Source organism: Aliidiomarina sp. (genome assembly GCF_022565475.1).
GTDB lineage: Bacteria > Pseudomonadota > Gammaproteobacteria > Enterobacterales > Alteromonadaceae > Aliidiomarina.
Genome location: NZ_JAIUMR010000009.1, coordinates 115,841 through 136,851, shown reverse-complemented (window position 1 = coordinate 136,851; position 21,011 = coordinate 115,841). Strand labels below are relative to the sequence as shown.

Annotated in this window: 20 protein-coding genes; 11 read left to right on the top strand and 9 right to left on the bottom strand. The window is 49.8% G+C overall.

All coding sequences use genetic code 11. The features are described from left to right. Nucleotides 1-18: 18 nt before the first annotated feature. The 4 genes from ychF to LAT77_RS09345 form a co-directional block, all read right to left on the bottom strand. Nucleotides 19-1,110, bottom strand: a complete 1,092-nt coding sequence (gene ychF, locus LAT77_RS09360; RefSeq protein ID WP_290564301.1) for a redox-regulated ATPase YchF — start codon at nt 1,108-1,110, stop codon at nt 19-21. A gap of 14 nt (nt 1,111-1,124) precedes the next feature. Next, the gene (gene pth, locus LAT77_RS09355; protein ID WP_290564300.1) at nt 1,125-1,715 is read right to left on the bottom strand and encodes an aminoacyl-tRNA hydrolase; all 591 of its coding nucleotides are present in this window, start codon (nt 1,713-1,715) and stop codon (nt 1,125-1,127) included. 17 nt (nt 1,716-1,732) lie between these two features. Then, a complete protein-coding gene (locus LAT77_RS09350) occupies nt 1,733-2,374 on the bottom strand; it encodes a 50S ribosomal protein L25/general stress protein Ctc (protein ID WP_290564299.1) in 642 nt (213 codons plus the stop codon). Nucleotides 2,375-2,485: 111 nt separating this feature from the next. Next, nucleotides 2,486-3,529, bottom strand: a complete 1,044-nt coding sequence (locus LAT77_RS09345) for an alkene reductase (RefSeq protein WP_290564298.1) — start codon at nt 3,527-3,529, stop codon at nt 2,486-2,488. A 179-nt stretch (nt 3,530-3,708) separates the two neighbouring features. On the opposite strand from LAT77_RS09345, the gene LAT77_RS09340 reads away from it, so the two are divergent. Further along, nucleotides 3,709-4,155: a hypothetical protein gene (locus LAT77_RS09340; RefSeq protein ID WP_290564297.1), complete on the top strand. Its 447-nt coding sequence runs from the start codon at nt 3,709-3,711 to the stop codon at nt 4,153-4,155. Nucleotides 4,156-4,198: 43 nt separating this feature from the next. Beyond that, complete coding sequence (locus LAT77_RS09335; RefSeq protein ID WP_290564296.1) at nt 4,199-5,071, top strand: DMT family transporter; 873 nt, start codon at nt 4,199-4,201, stop codon at nt 5,069-5,071. A 113-nt stretch (nt 5,072-5,184) separates the two neighbouring features. Here LAT77_RS09335 and LAT77_RS09330 read toward each other — a convergent pair whose 3' ends face one another. From LAT77_RS09330 to lolB, 3 genes are all read right to left on the bottom strand, one after another. Next, nucleotides 5,185-6,132 carry a ribose-phosphate pyrophosphokinase gene (locus tag LAT77_RS09330; protein ID WP_290564309.1) on the bottom strand — a complete coding sequence of 316 codons (948 nt, stop codon included), beginning with the start codon at nt 6,130-6,132 and terminating at the stop codon, nt 5,185-5,187. Between the two features lie 89 nt (nt 6,133-6,221). Continuing rightward, complete coding sequence (gene ispE, locus LAT77_RS09325; protein ID WP_290564295.1) at nt 6,222-7,103, bottom strand: 4-(cytidine 5'-diphospho)-2-C-methyl-D-erythritol kinase; 882 nt, start codon at nt 7,101-7,103, stop codon at nt 6,222-6,224. Continuing rightward, entirely contained in the window at nt 7,103-7,810 is a 708-nt protein-coding gene (lolB, locus tag LAT77_RS09320; protein ID WP_290564294.1) for a lipoprotein insertase outer membrane protein LolB, read from the bottom strand. Before lolB ends, ispE begins: the two co-directional genes overlap by 1 nt. A 236-nt stretch (nt 7,811-8,046) precedes the next feature. On the opposite strand from lolB, the gene hemA reads away from it, so the two are divergent. From hemA to LAT77_RS09285, 7 genes are all read left to right on the top strand, one after another. Then, on the top strand, nt 8,047-9,306 hold the full coding sequence (hemA, locus tag LAT77_RS09315; RefSeq protein ID WP_290564293.1) for a glutamyl-tRNA reductase: 1,260 nt from the start codon (nt 8,047-8,049) through the stop codon (nt 9,304-9,306). A 3-nt stretch (nt 9,307-9,309) separates the two neighbouring features. After that, nucleotides 9,310-10,404 carry a peptide chain release factor 1 gene (gene prfA / locus LAT77_RS09310; protein ID WP_290564292.1) on the top strand — a complete coding sequence of 365 codons (1,095 nt, stop codon included), beginning with the start codon at nt 9,310-9,312 and terminating at the stop codon, nt 10,402-10,404. A gap of 11 nt (nt 10,405-10,415) precedes the next feature. Then, on the top strand, nt 10,416-11,294 hold the full coding sequence (gene prmC, locus LAT77_RS09305; protein ID WP_290564291.1) for a peptide chain release factor N(5)-glutamine methyltransferase: 879 nt from the start codon (nt 10,416-10,418) through the stop codon (nt 11,292-11,294). A 113-nt stretch (nt 11,295-11,407) separates the two neighbouring features. Then, nucleotides 11,408-12,913 (top strand): DUF3369 domain-containing protein, encoded by a 1,506-nt coding sequence (locus LAT77_RS09300; protein WP_290564290.1) that lies wholly within the window; start codon nt 11,408-11,410, stop codon nt 12,911-12,913. Nucleotides 12,914-12,933: 20 nt separating this feature from the next. Further along, a complete protein-coding gene (gene kdsA / locus LAT77_RS09295; protein WP_290564289.1) occupies nt 12,934-13,782 on the top strand; it encodes a 3-deoxy-8-phosphooctulonate synthase in 849 nt (282 codons plus the stop codon). Nucleotides 13,783-13,893: 111 nt separating this feature from the next. Continuing rightward, entirely contained in the window at nt 13,894-14,529 is a 636-nt protein-coding gene (locus LAT77_RS09290; protein ID WP_290564288.1) for a TetR/AcrR family transcriptional regulator, read from the top strand. 62 nt (nt 14,530-14,591) lie between these two features. Continuing rightward, nucleotides 14,592-16,907 carry an acyl-CoA dehydrogenase gene (locus LAT77_RS09285; RefSeq protein ID WP_290564287.1) on the top strand — a complete coding sequence of 772 codons (2,316 nt, stop codon included), beginning with the start codon at nt 14,592-14,594 and terminating at the stop codon, nt 16,905-16,907. 78 nt (nt 16,908-16,985) lie between these two features. On the opposite strand, the gene LAT77_RS09280 is transcribed toward LAT77_RS09285, so the two are convergent. Further along, on the bottom strand, nt 16,986-18,335 hold the full coding sequence (locus LAT77_RS09280; RefSeq protein ID WP_290564286.1) for a S41 family peptidase: 1,350 nt from the start codon (nt 18,333-18,335) through the stop codon (nt 16,986-16,988). A 198-nt stretch (nt 18,336-18,533) separates the two neighbouring features. Between LAT77_RS09280 and nagZ the strand changes: the two genes are divergently transcribed. Beyond that, the gene (gene nagZ / locus LAT77_RS09275) at nt 18,534-19,538 is read left to right on the top strand and encodes a beta-N-acetylhexosaminidase (protein WP_290564285.1); all 1,005 of its coding nucleotides are present in this window, start codon (nt 18,534-18,536) and stop codon (nt 19,536-19,538) included. Nucleotides 19,539-19,560: 22 nt separating this feature from the next. Here the strand turns inward: nagZ and queC are convergent, their stop codons facing one another. Beyond that, nucleotides 19,561-20,247 carry a 7-cyano-7-deazaguanine synthase QueC gene (gene queC, locus LAT77_RS09270; protein ID WP_290564284.1) on the bottom strand — a complete coding sequence of 229 codons (687 nt, stop codon included), beginning with the start codon at nt 20,245-20,247 and terminating at the stop codon, nt 19,561-19,563. A gap of 79 nt (nt 20,248-20,326) precedes the next feature. Between queC and queE the strand changes: the two genes are divergently transcribed. Then, nucleotides 20,327-20,998 (top strand): 7-carboxy-7-deazaguanine synthase QueE, encoded by a 672-nt coding sequence (queE, locus tag LAT77_RS09265; RefSeq protein WP_290564283.1) that lies wholly within the window; start codon nt 20,327-20,329, stop codon nt 20,996-20,998. Nucleotides 20,999-21,011: the final 13 nt, after the last annotated feature.

The window sequence follows — 21,011 nt, the reverse complement described above, 5'->3', positions numbered from 1 at the left end:
TAGGGTGTTGTGTCGCGGTTAGACGTTGAAGCGGAAATGAATCACATCGCCGTCTTTAACAATGTATTCTTTTCCTTCTAAGCGCCATTTACCGGCGTCTTTTGCACCTTGTTCACCATTGTGATGAATAAAGTCGTCGTAGCCAACGATTTCTGCACGGATGAAGCCTTTTTCAAAATCAGTATGAATGCGACCAGCAGCCTGGGGCGCGGTCGAATTCTTTTTGATGGTCCACGCGCGAACTTCTTTCACACCCGCAGTAAAGTAGGTGTGTAAGTTCAAGAGTTCATAGCCGGCACGAATTACGCGGTTTAATCCTGGCTCTTTAAGACCCATGCTCGACAAAAACTCTTCTTTGTCTTCGTCGTCGAGTTCGGCAATTTCTGACTCAATAGCAGCACACACGGGCACGACAATGGCATTTTCGTTTTCAGCCAGTTTACGCACAGCGTCAAGATGTGGATTGTTTTCAAAGCCATCTTCACTGACGTTACAGATGTACATAGTCGGTTTTAATGTCAGCAAGTTAAATGAGCGAATGATTTTGCGTTCGTCGTCAGTTAACTCGACCGAGCGAGCCATGTGACCTTCCGACAATGCGGGTAATAGCTTTTCGAGAACGTCCATTTCGGCTTTTGCTTGCTTGTCGCCGCCTTTCGCTTTTTTGCCGAGACGATGAATCGCTTTTTCGACGGAGTCGAGGTCAGCAAGCGCTAATTCGGTGTTAATGGTGTCAACGTCTTCCAGTGGATTCACTTTGCCAGCAACGTGAACGATGTTTTCGTCTTCAAAGCAACGAACCACGTGACCAATGGCATCGGTTTCACGAATGTTGGCAAGGAATTGGTTACCCAAACCTTCACCTTTTGACGCGCCTTTCACCAGCCCAGCGATGTCGACGAACTCCATAGTCGTTGGGATTAGCTTCTGCGGCTTCACAATGTTTGCCAGCGCGGTTAAGCGTGTGTCAGGAACAGAAACCACACCCGTGTTTGGCTCAATGGTACAAAACGGAAAATTTGCCGCATCGATGCCGGCTTTGGTCAAAGCATTAAAGAGGGTTGATTTTCCAACGTTGGGTAAACCAACGATTCCACATTTAAATCCCATGAGTGCAGTCCAACTTATTCAGGTTTAATGGAATGTAGGTATTGTTTGGCGGCGGTCCAGCCGTCGCGCAAAGCAATTTCGACACCACGTAGCGACGCTTGTAGCGCGTCATCAATGAGCTGTTGCTCTTGGCTTGGCGCTTTGCCAAGCACATAACCGGTGACTTTTGATGCATGTCCCGGATGGCCAATGCCAATTCGCAAGCGATGGAAATTAGCATTATTTCCTAAAGCGCGAATAATATCTTTGAGGCCGTTGTGTCCGCCATGACCACCGCCTTGCTTAAATTTCGCCACGCCGGGCGGCAAGTCGAGTTCATCGTGAACCACGAGAATTTGTTCTGGCGTTACTTTAAAAAAGTTTGCCATAGCGCCGACTGCTTGCCCGCTTTTATTCATAAACGTCATTGGCAAGAGGAGGCGAGTATCGCTATAGGGAGGGCCTAAGCGCGCGGTTTGTCCGAAGTACTTGCTGTCGGGAGTCAACGAGGTGTTGAATTGCCGAGCAAGGTCTTCAACAAACCAGAACCCGGCATTGTGCCGGGTTGCTGTATATTCGGGGCCTGGATTTCCCAAGCCCACGATAAGACGAATGTCTGCTGACATGGATACGAGTCCGCAGATTATTCTTTGTCTTCGCCTTCAACGTCAGTTTCTGGCGCTTCTGGAGCGTCATCAGAAACTTTCTCACCTTTCGGCTTGCTCACAGTCACAACAACTGAATCGTGATCGTCGCCGCGCGTTAACTCAACGAAGGTAACGCCTTTCGGTGCTGTGATTTGGCTCAAGTGAATGTTGTCACCAATGCCTAAACCTGAAACGTCAACTTCGATGTACTCAGGTAAGTCTTTTGGTAAGCAGGTGATTTCGATGTCGTTCAATTGGTGAACAACAACACCGCCAGCTTTCTTCACAGCGTCTTCACCCAAGAAATGTAATGGTACATTGGTGTGAAGTTCTTCTTTCGCGCTAACGCGTTGGAAGTCTAAGTGTGTGATTTTTGGCTTGAACGGGTGACGCTGAACGTCTTTCAAGATCGCTTGGTGCTTTTTACCGTCGATGTGCAAAGTCAAAATGTGGCTGTAGAAACCTTCGTGATCTGCAGCATTGATGATTTTGTCATGGCTTAAGGTTAAAGACACAGCTTCTTTGTCTCCGCCATATAGAATGGCAGGAACTTTACCCTCATGACGTAGGCGGCGGCTCGCACCTTTACCTAAGTCATTACGGATTTCAGCGTTGAATTCGTAAACTGGTTGACTCATTTCGTTTCTCCGAAAATAAATGGACTGCGCTCCGCGACCAGAACGCAGTAGAAGCCCCTGAATTTAGGGGTCGCGCATTCTAACACCGAATACGCTTTTAGAGCAAGGCGTCTAGACCAATTCTGCCAGCATTTCGATGTTGTATTCGCGCAGTGGTTCGTTGTCCTGCAGCCGTTGGATGAAATCGGGGTTGGCGATGAATAAGCGGCCGATGGCAGCGAGATCAAAAGCGTCAGACTCAATGCCTGCAGCGGCGGTTTCGGGTGTTAGCCCACCGACATTCATGAATGTACCGCGATAGTGCTTGCGGATATATTGGCTCGAGCGACCTCCGAGGAAGTCAAATTCGAGGCTGTCATCAAAAATGCCAAGATGCAAATACGCTAAATCGCGTTGATTAAGCTGGTCGATGAGGTAATCAAACACCTCGCGATCACGCGGGTCTGGCTCTATGTGTGCGTATGCACCCGGTGTAATCCGTAACGCGGTGCGTGCTGCACCGACAGCTGCACTGACTGCATCGACGACTTGCAATGCAAAACGGCTCATGTTCTCCGGAGTTTGACCATAGTCGTCGGTGCGCTTGTTGGTATCATAATGCAAAAACTGATCAATCAAATAGCCGTTGGCACCGTGAATTTCAACGCCATCAAAGCCAGCCGCCATGGCATTCTTAGCTGCCGTCACATAATCGTTGAACAGTATTTGAATTTCATCAACGGTGAGCGCTTTCGGCGTTTCGTAACTTAAATCACGCATCCGTGGCAACGTACCTTCGTGGCGAATTGCACTTGGTGCGACGGGCGGTAAGCCGGAAAAATAAGAGTGAGCAACACGGCCGACGTGCCAGAGTTGCATAAAAATCTTGCCGCCACGCGCATGGACTTTTGCGGTGACTTTCTTCCATCCTTCGATCTGTTCTTGGCTGAAAATACCAGGAACGTCGGGATAGCCTTGGGCGTCAGCGCGAATGATGGTGGCTTCGGAAATAATCAAGCCGGCGTCAGCGCGGCGCGCATAGTAATCGGCCATTTGTTCGGTCGGTACTAAACCGGGACCAGCCATGCAACGCGTCAGTGGTGCCATTGCGATGCGATTGGATAGGGTAAGTTCTGAATTGAGTTGCAGCGGTTGGAACAAAGCGGCTAAGGCCATAAAAACTCCGTGGGTATGAACAATTTGGTGATGCTTGTATAGCGATATGAGGAGAACTCTGGATCATTTCAAGCTTAAATTTCATCTATGTTGATGACCGTTTGCGATAACATAGGCTATTCTGTGCTAAGCAAATTCTGCAGCTGTCAGAATAAACAACAATAACAAGGAACTAACGCATGATGAGTCGTTTTTCACAACGTATCTTGGGGACCTTAACCTTAGGTGGCAGTTTTGTCGGTATGGTGGTGATTGCCGCTGAAATGATACATATCAGCAATACCCTTGCGATGCTGTTGTATGCGGCCTTCCTAACGCTCTATGCGTGGGGTGTATGGTGTGGCATTCGAATATTTGAGAATCATCCAAGCGGCGCCCGCATGGGCTTTTGGTTTTGGCTGTTACAAGTCCCCGTATTGAGCTCGCCGATTTTTGGCTATTTTTTTGCTGCCGGCGGCTACATCACGTTTATTCTGCAACCGTCGAACTGGGGTTATCAATTCAATTTCCATTTTGGTAGTGCTTTTAATATTTCATTTCTCGAAAGCCACCAGTCATTTTACTTTGGTGTGAACGTGTTCGCGCTGTTTATCGCGTTATGGTTAGCAACCAAGCGCAGGGGCTAAGTCGCATGTTAGCGATAAGACACTTAAAGGCCTTGTCCATAACATGAAAGGGGCTCCGAGCCAGTTGCGTACCGCAGGGCTGACGAGTCTCGCCATGCTGGCATTTGCTGCAAACTCGTTATTGTGCCGAGCAGCGCTAATAGATACCCAGATTGATGCCGCTAGCTTTACGTCGATACGCTTAATTTCGGGTGCCTTGATGCTCTGGCTGATCGTCACCATCCGCGGCTCTTCAGTTAATCAACCGGTATTCTTTGCCGGCAGTTGGCGTTCGGCGTTGGCGTTGTTTGTGTATGCGGCAGCGTTCTCATTTGCGTACCTTAGCTTAACTGCTGCAACGGGCGCATTATTGTTGTTTGTTGCGGTACAGATCACGATGATTGGCTATGGGCTGTGTCAGGGTGAACGATTGCTGCCGTTGCAGTGGATTGGTGTTTTCTGTGCGTTTGCAGGTCTTGTTGGTTTACTTTTACCAGGATTAAGTACGCCGCCGATTGGCGCAGCATTGCTGATGCTTGCTGCTGGCATTGCTTGGGGGGCTTATTCATTGCGCGGCAAAGGTCAAGGCGATGCGACCCAGGTAACGACAGGAAATTTTCTGCGCGCGGTGCCATTTACAGTCGTTTTGAGTCTATTCTTTTTACCGCAGTTACAATTTGATCGAATCGGTATGTTCTATGCCATTGCTTCTGGCGGATTAGCGTCCGGTGCAGGTTACGCACTCTGGTACGCGGTTCTACCGATGTTGCGAGCGAGTAGCGCGGCGACCGTTCAACTTAGTGTTCCTGTTATTGCTGCGTTTGCTGCTGTGCTACTTCTTAGTGAACCGATAACACTGCGACTCGTTCTGACTTCGTTGGCGATTCTTGGTGGGGTTGCGCTCGTCATTCATGCAAAGTCGATTCAGCAGCACTGAATGATTGTGAGTGATGGGGCGCGACAAAGCGATAAACCAGTCTTGCTTTCTGAGTCATAAAAAAAGCCAACGCATCTGCGTTGGCTTGTCGTATTCAGATTCATCAGTTGAGTTTAGTACTCAAACATCGCCGAAATTGACTCTTCGTTGCTGACGCGGCGTAACGCTTCTGAAAGCATGCCACTGAGCGTGAGCTGCGTGACTTTGTTGAGTGAACGCATTTCATCGGATAGCGGAATCGAGTCGGTTACCACGACTTCATCGATGACTGAGTTTTTCAGGTTTTCGTAAGCGTTGCCTGAAAATACCGGGTGGGTGGCATACGCGAATACACGCTTAGCACCATTTTTCTTCAGTGCTTCCGCAGCTTTGCAGAGTGTGCCACCGGTATCGATCATGTCATCAACCATGACACAGTCACGACCATTTACATCACCAATGATATGCATCACTTGTGATTCATTGGCCTTCGGACGACGTTTGTCGATGATGGCTAAATCAGCATCGTTCATGAGTTTTGCCATAGCACGAGCGCGGACGACGCCACCGATGTCCGGGGATACCATGACGGGCGAATCCCACGTTTGCATTTTCATGTGTTCAAGAATGACCGGGCTGCCAAACACATTGTCGACCGGGACGTCAAAGAATCCCTGAATCTGCTCGGCATGTAAGTCGACCGTAAGCACACGGTCAACACCGACACTGGAAAGAAAGTCGGCAACGACTTTAGCGGTAATGGGTACCCGTGCTGAACGAACACGGCGATCTTGACGCGCATAACCAAAGTAAGGAATGACGGCGGTAATTCGACCAGCCGAGGCACGACGCAGGGCATCGACCATCACGATCAGTTCCATTAAGTTGTCATTGGTAGGAGCGCAAGTGGATTGAATAATAAAGACGTCTGAGCCGCGAACATTTTCATTGATTTGAACACTGATTTCGCCGTCACTGAAACGACCTACATCAGCGTCACCAAGTTTGATGTAAAGGCGATCAGCGATCTTGCGGGCTAGCTCGGGTGTTGCATTGCCAGCGAAGAGCTTCATGTCAGGCACGGTTAACCTCGACCAGTTTGTAAGTTGTGAGCGGATTACGACAGGCATCTTGGCTTCCGGATGTTGTCGCGAGGAGGTGCCGTTTCACTCTAACACGGATGGGACGGCAGCGCTTGCGCTAAAGCCTGATGTGCTGGTGAGTGATTCACTCCTTGGGCGACAAACCCCCGATACTGCTCCGGAAGCTCTCGCAAAGCTTGTTCCGCTTGCTGTTGGGTGGAGAAAACAGCAAAAACGCAAGCTCCGGTCCCCGTCAATCTGGACGGAGCGTATTTTAGCAACCAGTCGAGGGCGCTGGCAACCTGCGGATAAAGTGAACGGACCAATTTTTCGCAGTCGTTGTGTTGTTCTATCCAAGCCAATTCCGAGCAATGCCGCGCGGGGTCTAGCAATTTTGGCGTTGCTCGCGGTAACTCAGGGTGCTGAAATATTTCTGCAGTACTGACATGAACTTGTGGATGAACAACTAAATACCAGGCTTCGGTCGGCGCTGCCGGAGCGAATTGTTCGCCCACGCCACGAGCAAAGGTTGCCTGACCATGAATGAATACGGGCACATCAGCACCCAAGGTTAAGCCAATTTCAGCCAGTTGCTCGGGGCTTAACCCGAGTTGCCAAAGATGGTTGAGTGCTAATAAGGTCGTTGCTGCGTCCGATGAACCGCCGCCGACACCGCCGCCCATGGGTAATTGTTTATGGAGCGCAATGGTTACGCCAAGACTCGGGTTTGCACGCAATGGTAGCAGTTTCTCAGCAGCTCGGTAGATCAAGTTATCCTGCAGCGCGATCGACACCTCAGCGTTACTTTCGATAGTCACGGAACCATGGTCAGTGCAGGTGAAGCGGAGTTCGTCTGCCAAGGTCAAAAATTGAAAGAGCGTTTCCAGTTCGTGGTAGCCGTCGGCGCGGCGGCCGGTAATATGCAAGAACAAATTCAGCTTTGCCGGTGCAGGTAATGTTAACTGGTCCATTATTCAGTAAACCCGTGCTCAGTCGTTTGCGTGTATTGCTGAACTTCACGCCAGCGGCTCACCGTCATGCGTACACGCAGTTGGTTCTGCGTGGCTTCGATAAAATGTGGCAATAATACGGAAGTACCACTGGTGGTTACCAGCTGATAATCGCCAAGCAAAATTTGCCAGCGTTCCTCGCGACCTGTCCAGGTCGGATAACTGGCTTGATAAAAGGCAAGCGTACCGTCTGGATACCACAACTGTTGGTTCAGGCGGACGTCCGGCTGCTGGCCAAGGATAGCGCTTTGTAGGAGTTCAAAAGGAATGATCATACCGGTGTGTTGCCACAGCAAGGTGGTTAAATCATCACCGCGATAGACATGACCGTCGCGGTCGATAAAACGACTTTCACTTGGGTCTTGTTCAATTCGCGCCAATGTACCTCCTAATTGGTGGAAAAGCCGAAAAGAAGTTGTATTTTCACCTTGGTTCCAACTATAACGGCCGGCATCGCGGTTGCCTTCAGCGTCATCAAAAAAAGCAACTTGGCCGGTGACTTGAAAAGCACCGATTTGTGCTAATTGAGCTTGATGTTGTTGATGGAGACGCGAATCTATTTGGCTTGCGCGCAGCGTGTTATCGATGTTCGGTGGCCGGGCAGCACATCCTGCTAAAACAAAAACGAGCAGTAACAGACTTAAACAACGGAGCTGGGATACGGACATAGGCACTCCAAGCGCGAGTATAAATGAGAAAATGAGACTCAAGCTCGCCATTGTAGGCAGATTTTTCCACTAATGCTATGTTCCTGCGGTGCTTTAATTGCAGGCGTAACTCGCATACAATAGCGGCCATTCGGTTTAGTCTGCGACGGTTCTTAATTCGTTCATCGGTGTCATGCACTGATGCGTTGTCGCCCGTCGCTACAATTGCGTAGCCAAGGTTTTCAATTTCAGCTTCTATGAGCATTTTAGCTTTAGGCGTTAATCATAAAACAGCATCCGTCGATATTCGCGAACGCGTTGCCTTTCAGCCCGAGCATTTAGAGCTTGCGCTGAAGTCGTTGGTGCAACAAGGTCGGGTCAGTGAAACTGTGATTGTCTCGACCTGTAATCGAACTGAACTCTACTGTCATGCGGACGCCAATGAGGTTGATGCGATTGTCGACTGGTTGGCAACCTTCCATTCGGTACCGAGCGACGAGTTACGCAAATATATCTATCAGCATGCAGATGGCGCGGCGGTGAACCATTTGATGGCGGTGGCAGCTGGCTTGGATTCCCTAGTTCTCGGTGAGCCGCAGATTCTCGGTCAAGTCAAGCAAGCGTTTCAGAATGCGCGCGATGCCGGCACAGTAGGAACCGTCTTTGAACGCTTGTTTCAGTCGACCTTTGCTGCGGCGAAAGTGATTCGCACAGAAACCAACGTTGGACAGAATGCAGTGTCGGTTGCGTACGCTGCGGTTAATTTGGCCAAGCACATCTTTAGTAAACTTGAGAAAACCGAAGTCTTGTTGGTCGGAGCCGGTGAAACTGCAGAACTCGCAGCTCGCCATTTACGTGAGCAAGGGGTAAAAACCTTGCGGGTGGCCAATCGGACGGTCGCTCGTGCGGAAGAACTGACCCGTTTGGTTGGTGGTGAAGCTTACGCCTTGTCGAGTTTGCCAGAGTTGTTACCGAAGTCCGATATTATTATCAGTTCAACGGCAAGCCCCGTGCCGATTATTGGTAAAGGGTTAGTCGAAAGCGCGATTAAAAAACGCAAGCACAAGCCCATGTTACTGGTGGACTTGGCGGTTCCGCGCGACATCGAAGAGCAGGTGAGTGAGCTCGATGATATTTTCTTGTATACCGTCGACGACCTGCAATCGATTGTCAGCCGGAATATGGAGCAGCGGCAGCAGGCTGCTGCGGAAGCGCGCGATATTATTGCCAAGTACGCTGACGATTTTAATGCGTGGATGGAAAGTTTAAATAGTGTCGACCTAGTGCGCTGCTACCGTCAGCAAAACACCGAGATCGCTGAGCAATTAAAAGAGCGTGCACTAGCGGCGTTGCAGGCGGGTAAAGCTCCAGAACAGGTGGTGCAAGAATTAACGCAGCGTTTAACCAATACGTTAATGCACAAACCAACGCGAGCGATTCAAGACGCGGGCAAACAGAAAGATTTGGCGGCATTGGCCGCGTATCAGAAATTTATTAACGAAACTGGACAGGAATAATTAATGCTTAAAGCCTCTTTAGTAAGCAAATTGGAAAGCTTGCTTGAACGCCACGAAGAACTCGAGGTTTTGCTTGGCGATGCCGCCATTATTACCAATCAGGACAAGTTTCGTGCACTGTCGAAAGAATATGCACACCTTGAAGAAACGGTAAAATGTTTCCGTGCCTACCAGCAAGCAGCAGAAGACTTGGCAACTGCGCAGGAAATGTTAGCCGAAGGCGATGCGGAAATGCGCGAGCTTGCTGACGAAGAGGTTGCATTAGCGAAAGAAACGCAGGCTCGCTTAACCGACGAACTGCAAATTCTCTTGTTGCCAAAAGATCCCAATGATGATCGTGCCTGCTATGTTGAGATTCGCGCTGGTGCGGGGGGGGACGAAGCGGCGATTTTCTCCGGCGACTTGTACCGCATGTATAGTCGCTACGCTGAACGCAATGGCTGGCGCGCGAATATTATTAGTGCCAATGAAGGTGAGCATGGTGGCTTTAAAGAAATTATTGTACACATGCAAGGTGACGGTGCTTACGGTCAAATGAAGTTTGAATCCGGCGGACATCGCGTGCAGCGTGTACCGGAGACGGAATCGCAAGGTCGAATTCACACCTCGGCGTGTACGGTAGCGGTGTTACCAGAAATTCCTGAAGCCGAAGCGATTGAAATTAATCCAGCGGATCTACGCATCGACACCTACCGGGCCTCTGGCGCGGGTGGTCAGCACGTTAACCGAACCGATTCCGCGGTACGTTTAACCCACTTACCGACAGGTGTGGTGGTGGAGTGTCAGGACGAACGTTCACAGCATAAGAACAAGGCCAAAGCGATGTCGGTCTTGGTGGCGCGCTTACAAGCTGCAGAAGACGCCAAACGTCAAGCGGAAGAAGCAAGTACGCGACGTAGTTTGGTCGGCAGTGGAGACCGTTCTGAGCGTATTCGCACTTACAATTATCCGCAAGGTCGGGTCACCGACCACCGCATTAACTTAACCCTATATCGCCTTGATGAAGTGCTTGAAGGCTCCCTCAACTTATTGCTTGAGCCGATCATTCAAGAGCACCAAGCAGATCAATTAGCGGCACTTGCCGGACAAGGCGAGTAACTTCGCTCATTATGCAAATTCAAGCACTCCTTCGTGAAGCAACAGCGGCATTAGCCGCTGTTGGCGTTGATACCCCACAGCTTGATGCGCAAGTTCTGCTCATGAATGTGCTCGAAGTCCCCCGCAGCTACTTATACACTTGGCCGGAAAAATCCCTTACTGCTGCACAGCTGGAGCATTTCCAACAACTGTTAGAACAACGATTAAGTGGTGTGCCGGTGGCTTACTTGACGGGTTTTCGAGAGTTTTGGTCGATGGCTTTCGCCGTGTCTGAATCCACCTTGATTCCTCGACCTGATACGGAAATTTTGGTTGAGACTGCATTAGCGCTGTTGCCGAATGAACCAGCACGAGTTCTGGAATTGGGCACGGGAACTGGCGCCATTGCGATTGCTTTAGCCAGCGAACGTCCGCACTGGCAGGTGACTGCGGTTGATGTCGTACCGGCAGCAGTGGCCCTTGCCAGCAAGAATGCCGAGCGATTATTGCATGAAGCTCAGCGGTCGCAGTTTCAGGTGATGCTGAGTGATTGGTTCAGCGCGGTGGAAAATAAACCTAGATTTCAACTGATCGTCAGTAATCCACCTTATTTAGCATCGAATGATCCCCACTTAGAGCAGGGCGATGTGCGTTTCGAGCCGCGCTCGGCACTGGTTGCTGAACACGACGGCTTGGCCGATTACGAACGAATTATTGCCCAGTCGGGTGACTATTTGTGCGCCGACGGTTGGTTGCTTTTTGAGCACGGCTGTGAGCAGGGCGCAGCACTGCGACAACGTCTTGCCGATGCCGGATTCAGCCAGATCCAAACCTGGCGAGACTATGCGGGTTTAGAGCGGGTAACCGGTGGTCAAAAAACTTTGCAAAAAAGACCAATCAAGCAGCGCTAACCTCGTATTATTTGCTATCCTATGACATATTGAAAAGAATAAACATGTTATATGGTTAGCTGATATTTAACCGTGCTAATCGGAAGTGTCACGACGAGAAAGGATACCCCCCTATGAACGATCATTTTCTATTTGCCGATGAACCAGCGCCGTCTAAAGATGCGCTAAATGAGCGATGGAAAATCTTGATCGTCGATGACGAGCCTGAAGTGCACGCGGTCACGCGGCTTGCCTTGAGTGATTTTAAATTTTTGGGTCGTCAACTTGAGTTTTATAGCGCCGAGTCGGGGGAAGAAGGCTGTCGCTTGATGGAAGAACATCCGGATGCAGCGATTATCTTGCTTGATGTCGTGATGGAAACCGACGACGCTGGCTTGAAAGTCGCAAAATACATCCGCGAAGACCTTGATAATCACTTTACTCGGATTATTCTTCGCACCGGCCAACCGGGTCAAGCGCCGGAGCGCACGGTGATCATTAATTACGACATCAATGACTACAAATCAAAAACCGAACTGACGGCGCAGAAGTTGTTTACCGCGGTGATGTCGAGCCTACGCTCTTATCGCGATATTATGTCGATTGAGCATAGTCGACGTGGCCTTGAGAAGATTTTGCATGCGACAACCGATTTGTTTTGTGAGCAATCCATGGACCAATTGGTCGAAGGGCTCGTTCAGCAATTGAGTTGGCTGATTGGTGGCGCGCGTCAAGTCTTGTATGCGGAAGTGGATAATGAACAAGGTACGAATGGCATGACAGTGCGGGCCGCATTTGGTGAAGAGGCTGAAGTCATGCTCCATCGGTCGGTCAAAGCCGCTTTGCCGGTTTCCGCGCTGCGCGAATTGGAGCAGGTGATTCAAACTCGGGAACCTTATTTTAGTGATGATCTGGCCTTGGTGTATTGTCAAGCTGGAGCGAAATTGGGTGGCCTGCTGTGTTTGAGCGGTTTAGCACGACCGTTAAACCAGAAAGAGCAGGACTTGCTCAATCTCTTTGCCCAACAAATTCAACTGGCATTAAACAATGTCTTACGCGAACAAGATACCCAAGATTTTATTCGCCGCAGCTTGGATCATGCCTTAGAACTTGAGCGCGACCATTTGTTTAGCGAAGACAAGCAGCTGCATCCGGCAGCTAAAGTAGCGGTTCTGTTGGCGCAAACGCTCGATATTCAAATAAATCGTCATGAGCAGGTTGCTTTAGCGGCGATGATCGCCGCGCTTCTTGCACCTTATAGTGCAGTTGCAGAGGGCGAGGAACGGGCACAAGCACGCTTAGCCTATGAGCGCTTGCATCGAATTTTACGCGGCTTTAACAGCGAAAACTCCGATGTACTTAAACTCGTTTTAGAGGCGACTGATGCGCGCTTTGAGCGCTATGATGGTGCCGGTTTTCCAGGACTTTTAAGTGGTGATCAATTTAGCTTAGAGTTACAGCTGATCGTTTTTATTATGCAAGTATTCGCTGTGCAAAGCCAAGGAAACACGCCTCAGCAAGCGCTACAGAAGGCTATGGCACATGCGCCAGGATGCTTTTCCGAGAACTTTGTTAAAGTCTTACACGATCATCGCGGTTTAATCCAAGAGCGATTACTCCGTGCCGATGATCATTCTTAATTGCAACTGAGACCGAACACATGAACGTAGAACAGGTACAGGTTGCTGGCATTGAAGTCAGTAACAACAAGCCATTTGTCCTTTTTGGCGGCATGAATGTTTTAGAAAGCCGCGATCTCGCGATGCAAGTTGCGGAAACCTATGTTGAAGTCACGCAGCGCTTGGGTATTCCCTATGTGTTTAAAGCGTCGTTTGACAAAGCGAATCGCTCATCGATTCATTCGTTTCGTGGACCTGGCCTCGATGAAGGGTTAAAAATTCTCGCCGAAATTAAGCGTGAATTTAACGTGCCAGTGATTAGTGACGTCCATGAGCCATGGCAAGCAGCCCCAGCTGCAGAAGTGATTGACGTATTGCAGCTACCCGCGTTTCTGGCTCGGCAAACAGATCTAGTTGTGGCCATGGCGAAGACGGGTGCGGTGATTAATATTAAGAAACCCCAGTTTTTAGCACCGCATGAAATGCGCCACATCATGAACAAGTTTGCGGAAGCGGGTAACGAGAAGATTTTGTTATGCGAGCGCGGTTCTTGTTTTGGTTATAACAACCTCATTGTCGATATGTTGGGCATGGATGACATGAAGTCGATGGCACCGGTTATTTTCGATGCAACCCATGCATTGCAACGTCCAGGTGGTCGCAGTGATTCTGCGGACGGGCGCCGAGCACAAGCGGCTCAGCTAGCGCGTTCGGGTATGGCGCTAGGTATCGCTGGGCTATTTTTGGAGGCCCATCCGGATCCTAATCAAGCATTGTGCGACGGTCCCTGTGCGTTACCATTGAATAAACTTGAAGCCTATTTAAAACAGATGAAGGCGGTCGATGAGCTGGTCAAATTATTTGCACCATTAGACACGTCAGCGTCGTAATCTGGCGAAAAATAAGAGGCTTAACCGCCAAATTGAACTTGCTGGCACCTCTGAAGTACGTTAAATTCAACTGAGTTAAACGCATGTTTAAAATAAGAGGTGCCACTTATCGTGGTCAAAACTAAAGACAAAATCATTCTCGCTGCGGAAAAGCTTTTTTCTGAACACGGCTTCGAACAAACGTCACTGCGCCAAATCACTTCAGAAGCAGATGTAAATTTGGCCTCAGTGAATTATCACTTTGGTTCGAAGAAATCTCTGATTCAGGCGGTGATGTCACGCTACCAAAGCGTTTTTATGCCGGCATTGGATGAGCAATTAAGCCGCCTCGCTGAGCATGAAACCTACAGTACAACCGATGTTTTGGCGTGTATCACCGCACCATTAATCGCCTTACGCCAAGTGCGCATCGATGGCCCGGTTATTTATCTACGCTTGCTCGGTTTTGCCTACAGTGAGATTCAAGGCCATTTGCGTAAATTTACTATGACGCACTTTGGTCATGTGGTGCAGCGTTTCTTTGAGATGATTCAGCAGGCGAATCCACATTTAAGTCGCAAAACACTATTTTGGCGTCTGCACTTTAGCCTGGGAGCGATGCTTTTCGCCCAAGTCTCAGGGCAGGCACTTAGAGAGATTGCGTTGGCAGATTTTGGCGAAGAAACGCAAGCTGAAGAAACCTTCCTCAAATTACTACCTTTTGTCGCTGCAGGCATCGCAGCGGACGATCCAGAATCACAAATTTAGACTACAGTTATTATATCCTCATGGTAGGTTACATGGTGCTCGGGCATTGAAGGAGTTGAGTTATGTCCATCTTTTTAATTCTATTAGTCGCAGTATTGATTGTGTTCGGGGTACCCGACATTCGTCGCAGCCTTATTTCCAAACCGGTTTTCCGCGTATTTAAAAAAATCCTACCGCCAATGTCCGCAACCGAGCGAGAAGCGATGGAGGCGGGAGATGTTTGGTGGGATGGTGAATTATTCTCTGGTCGTCCAGACTGGTTCAAGTTACTCAATACCAAACCACATGGCTTTAGTGCGGAAGAACAGGCTTTTATTGATGGACCGCTGGAAGAGCTGTTGGCCATGCTCGATGACTTTAAAATCAACACAGAAGGGCATGACCTGCCGCCCGAAGTTTGGGCTCATCTGCGCAAGCATCGCTTTTTTGCCATGATTATTGGCAAGGAATATGGCGGTTTGGATTTCTCAGCGACGGCAAATTCACACATTGTGTCGCGCATTGCTACGCGCTCGTTGTCCGCAGCAGTGACTGTCATGGTGCCGAATTCGTTAGGCCCAGGCGAACTCCTTACCCACTACGGGACGATGGAGCAGAAGGAACATTGGTTACCGGCGCTGGCGAAAGGTGACGAGATTCCATGTTTTGCCTTGACGGGCCCGGAAGCGGGCTCAGACGCGGGTGGCATTCCTGACACCGGTGTGGTGTGTAAAGGCACCTTTAACGGCGAAGAAGTGGTTGGTATTAAGCTGAATTGGAGTAAGCGCTACATTACTCTCGCGCCGGTCGCCACGGTACTCGGGCTTGCTTTTAAGCTGTACGATCCGGAGCAACTCTTAGGTGAACAAGAAGAAATTGGGATTACCTGTGCATTGATTCCCACTAGCCATGACGGCGTCGAAATCGGCGATCGCCATTTGCCCCTCATGCAGGCATTTATGAACGGCACAACCTACGGCAAAGACGTATTCATTCCGCTTGATTGGATTATTGGTGGTGTGAAATACGCAGGTAAAGGTTGGCGCATGCTGGTCGAATGTTTATCTGCAGGTCGGGGAATTTCGCTGCCGGCCTTAGCGACGGCGACGGGCCATAATGTACAACGCTTTACCGGTGCCTATGCATTTGTGCGGCAACAGTTCGGTTTACCAATTGGTAAATTCGAAGGCGTCCAAGAAGCCATGGGCCGGATTGGTGGCTTAAACTATAGCATCGAGTCGATGCGTCGGTTGACGCTCACTGCGCTTGACGAGGGCTATAGTCCGTCGGTGATTACGGCAATGACGAAATACCACATGACTGAAATGGGCCGCCAAGTCTTAAATGACGGCCTTGACGTTCATGCGGGTAAAGGCATTCAAATGGGGCCGTTAAATTATTTAGCTTCGAATTATATGGGCATTCCAATTTCGATCACTGTCGAAGGTGCCAATATTCTCACGCGTAATTTAATGATCTTCGGCCAAGGTGCTACTCGTTGTCATCCATACGTTTTGGCGGAAATGGAAGCGGCGGCCAACCCTGACGAAGAGGCCGGTTTGCGTAATTTCGATCAGTTATTGATTAAGCATATTGGCTTTGCGGTAAGCAATACGTTTGCGAGTCTTTGGCATGGCCTCACCGGAGCACGATTCGCGAATGCGCCAGTCGGTGGCGAAACCATTCGTTATTACCAGCAATTGTCGCGCATGAGCCGTGCGCTTGCCTTGTGTGCGGATGTGTCAATGTTGACCATGGGCGGCGATCTCAAGCGCAAGGAAATGATTTCCGCGCGACTTGGCGATGTGCTCAGTCACTTATACATCGGCTCAGCTATATTGAAGCGTTTTGAAGATGATGGACGCCAAGTCGCAGACTTACCTTTTGTGCATTACGCCATGCAGTTACAGCTGCATTTAATTGGACAGGCTTTTCGTGGATTCTTCAAAAACTTCCCGAACCCTTGGTTGGGACGTCTTTTGTCAGTATTGGTTTTTCCATGGGGCAACCGTTACGACAAACCTGCGGATGCGCATGCGCAAGCCATTGCCGATTCGATGATGGAACCGGGTGTGTTGCGTGATCGCCACACGTTCTTGAGTTATTGGAAGGACGATGAAGAGGATGTCACCGGGCACATGGAGCTGGCATTTACCCATATGGTAGCGAACATTGAGTTGTTTAAAAAGGTCTATAAAGCGCAGAAACAAGGCGTACTCGATAGTAACTTAAATGGCGACGCGTTGGTGCAAGCCGCAGTGGCCGAAGAAGTTATTAGTACCGAGGAAGGCGAAAAATTGGCAGTCGCTGAACGTTTGCGTTTACGCGCGATTGCGGTGGATAGCTTTGCTGCAGAAGCAATGAAGTCGGGACGCTATCAAACGCAGCCTTTGCGCTAATCGCCATTATTCTTGAATGAAAAACGCGGCGTTAACTGCCGCGTTTTTGTTTGCTGAAACAGGGTTCAAGTCAGCAGCTTAATGCTCGTGACGCCATTTCCACAATAATGGATGCTCTTGCCATTGCTCGGGAATATCGCGACGCACTTCACTCGGAAGCTGCTCTGCACTGACAACTGCACTGCTCGCGCTACTGCACTGGCCGGTCAAGATGTGGTGACGTGCTTCGGCAAGGAGTGGATCGGCAGGGTCACCCCAATCACCGACAATCACATCATTGGCAGGGCAGGTTGCTGGTAGGCCATCGAAATAATCGCCTTCACCTTCGGCATTGACGGTCTGGAAGGTAATTGCAAAGACAATTTTGTCGCAAATCGGTCCCGGTTGCTGACCTACTGGCTTGCCACACGTCGGTTGTCCAACGGTAACCACATCGACGAAGGGCTTTAAAGAATTAATGACGAGTTCGGATGACGAGCAGCTCGCTCCCGTGGTTAAGACATAGACGCGATCGAGATTTAGACGCTCGATTCCGGGTCCGAGATTAAAGTAGAAGTCTTCGTCGTTGAAATTGCGGTTGTATTGGTAAGTTAAAAAGATCTCACCCTCAACATGTTCCCACGCGGCTTGTGAACTCAGCTGGTTAGCAACACGAACGAGACCACCGCCATTATAGCGCAGGTCGATGACCAGCTCGTCGACACCAATAAGCTGGTCATAAGCGCGGTTTAAATCCTGCTCAGAACGATTAATAAAGCTGTCGAAGACGTAGTAACCGACCTCTTTGTCACCAACTTGGAAACGCTCTGTGGCCATAATTGTGTTTGTCTCGACCTGGGTTTTGGCAACCGTAGCGGAAAACTCATAACCGTCGGGGCGGCGCCATTCTATGGTGCGTTCCACGCCTTCTTCATTTGCACCGAAGACATCAACCCATGTCGCTTGGCCACGAGAAATACGGTCGAACCACGTTGCCATGCTGACGCCATTGACCGCAGTGATTTCATCACCACGACGGGCACCTGCTCGAGCGATCGGTGACTCTTCGTACACGTAAGTGATTTGAATAACCCCAAGATCGGTGCGATCGCGGCGACCGAAACCGAAGCCATAAAAGACTGCATCAACGTAACGATCTTGATATTCTTGCTCGGTCAGAATAAATGAAAAGATATCCTGCGGAGCGCGCAAGGCATCCAACATTTGGTACATCGTCGAGTGACTTGCTGGATTGACATTGCGCGGCATATCGTCGACCCAGAGGTATCGGTTCTGCATGAAATTCAGCAATTGCTGATTCTGACCCACTGCCGAGCATTGGGCATTGCCTAAATTGGGAGAATCTCCGGTTAGGACTGAGTCACTGCCGCAGGCTGCTAGTAAGCCAGCACTGAGCGCGGTAAGTAGAAAACGTTTCGCTCGAATCATGGCATTTATCTCTCTTGCAAAGTCTTTACAACATAGACCGCAAATCTGGTATAAGATTCAACGTTAGGCATGCTGCCAGACAAATTGAACAATGACAACCTCAAGCATAGTCATTTTTTATCTACTTGAAAATAACCGATTTCGTTCAATTAGAATAAAAACAATCAAACTGATGATGCTGTAAAAATTGGGAAACGTATGCAAAGTACAGGGATACTATTAGACGTCGCTGGCAAACAGTTGAACGCTACCGATGAAGCGATTCTTCAGCATGAACAGGTCGCAGGCGTCATTCTATTTACGCGTAATTATGAAAACCCGCAGCAGCTGTCGGCGTTGACGCAGGCGATTCGCGAGGCCGCAGGCCGTGAAATTCTGATTACGGTCGACCACGAGGGTGGGCGAGTACAGCGATTTCGCCAAGGGTTTAGTGCGATTCCGGCCATGGCCAGAATCTCTGAATATTCGCAAAGTCCAGCACGCAACGCTGCTTACGCTCGCGAACTAGGCTGGTTAATGGCCAGTGAATTACTTGCTTGTGGTGTGGATCATAGCTTTGCTCCGGTACTTGATTTGCATGGGCCGAGTTCGGTGATTGGCGATCGGGCGTTTGGGCCAACCAGTGACGATATCGTACCGCTGGCTGCAGCGTTTATTCGCGGTATGCATGAAGCAGGTATGCGCGCAACGGGCAAGCATTTTCCGGGGCATGGTACGGTCGTGGCCGACTCGCATATTGATATTCCGGTCGATGACCGACCGTTGAATGAGATTCTGCAGCACGATACCCAACCTTTTATAGAACTGTTGCCGCACCTGCAGGCCCTCATGCCCGCGCACGTCATCTATCCACAAGTTGATCCCGATCCGGCTGGTTTTTCGCTGTTCTGGATGCAACAAATCTTGCGCCAAGATCTCGGTTTTCAGGGCATTATTATCAGTGATGATTTGTTGATGGCAGGCGCGACGGTTGCCGGTACAGTAAGCCAGCGGGCTGAGAAAGCGTTAGCGGCGGGCTGTGATTTACTGCTGGTCTGTAATGATCAAACGCAAGCGCAGGTTGTCCTTGATAGCGTCGATTTTCCGACCTGTGAGCGTGATCCAGTGCAGGCGCTGCGCGGTCAAAGTGCGTATTCATCGCTGACTGAGTTGCAACAAAGCCAGCGTTGGCAAGACAGCCAGACTCTTCTGGCTAGCTCATAAGTTAATTTTGCGAAGCCGACGTTTAACCGTCGGCTTGTTCATAGCGCAGTGGATCTTGTCGATCATGTGCAGCAAATGCACCCAAGCGCTCACGGCAAGCGCTGCAGCGCCCACAAGCCAAGTCGCGACCATTGTAGCAAGTCCAAGTTTGACTATAATCCAGTCCCATTTTTAAGCCATCGCCGAGAATGTCTGCTTTGCTTTGGTACAAATACGGTGAGCGTACCGGAATCGCTTTGTAGTTGGCTAATTGACTTACTTGATTCATCGCTTCCACAAACTCAGGGCGACAGTCCGGGTAGATATCATGGTCACCCGAGTGAGCGCCGTAATAAACTTCGTCTGCATCGATAGACACTGCATAGCCAATCGCTAAGGACAGTAAGATCATATTGCGGTTTGGTACCACAGTCGCTTGCATGTTGGCTTCAGCGTAGTCGGCATTGGGTACATCAATATCGTCGGTTAATGCTGAACCTGCGAGCAGGGTATTAATGCTGCGGATATCGACGATTTTATGCGGCAAATTCAAGGCTTGGCAGACCGCAGCCGCGCTATCCAGCTCTTTACTGTGACGTTGGCCGTAATGAAATGAGAGTGGAAAGACCTCAAAACCATCGGCCAGTGCGCGATGAAGCACGGTAAACGAGTCCATTCCGCCCGAATAAATCACTACGGCTTTGGGTTTTGCTTGAGAATTTTGCGGCATCTTTTGCTCCTAACTAGCGCGGTCGCTTATACTAGTAGTCTAACCGAATCGAGATGCTGACAGAAGCAGTAGGGAACTTATGATTTATCCAATCAATGAATTGTTTGAAACAATTCAAGGCGAGGGCGTGTTTACCGGCGTACCAGCAATTTTTATCCGCATGCAAGGTTGCCCGGTTGGATGTCCATGGTGTGATACGCAGCACACATGGGATAAGAATGAGACCGATCGAATTGACCTTGAACAGGTCATTTTAAAAACGGACGCGACCGCTCATTATGCGGATGTTAGTGCGGAAGACCTGTTAGCGCGAATTAAAGCCCTGAAGTACACCGCCAAACACGTTGTGATCACCGGCGGTGAGCCATGTATGTATGATTTGCGGCCTTTGGCTGCGGTTCTTGAAGCCGAAGGTTATCGACTGCAGATCGAAACAAGTGGAACCTTTCTAGTTCTGACCAGCCCGCAAACCTGGGTGACCGTGTCACCTAAGCTCGATATGCCGGGTGGCTACCCCGTGCTTGCCGAAGCCATGCTGCGCGCTGATGAAATAAAGTACCCGGTGGCGATGGAAAAACACATTGAAGCGCTCGATCAACTTTTGCTCGATTGCCCAGTGCAGCCGGGTACGGTGATTTGTTTGCAGCCGATTAGCCAGCGGCCGCGCGCGACGGAGCTGGCAATGAAAGTTTGTCGTCAACGGAATTGGCGTCTTTCGGTGCAATTACATAAATACTTGTCAATCGCCTAAAAGCCCTCTCGCC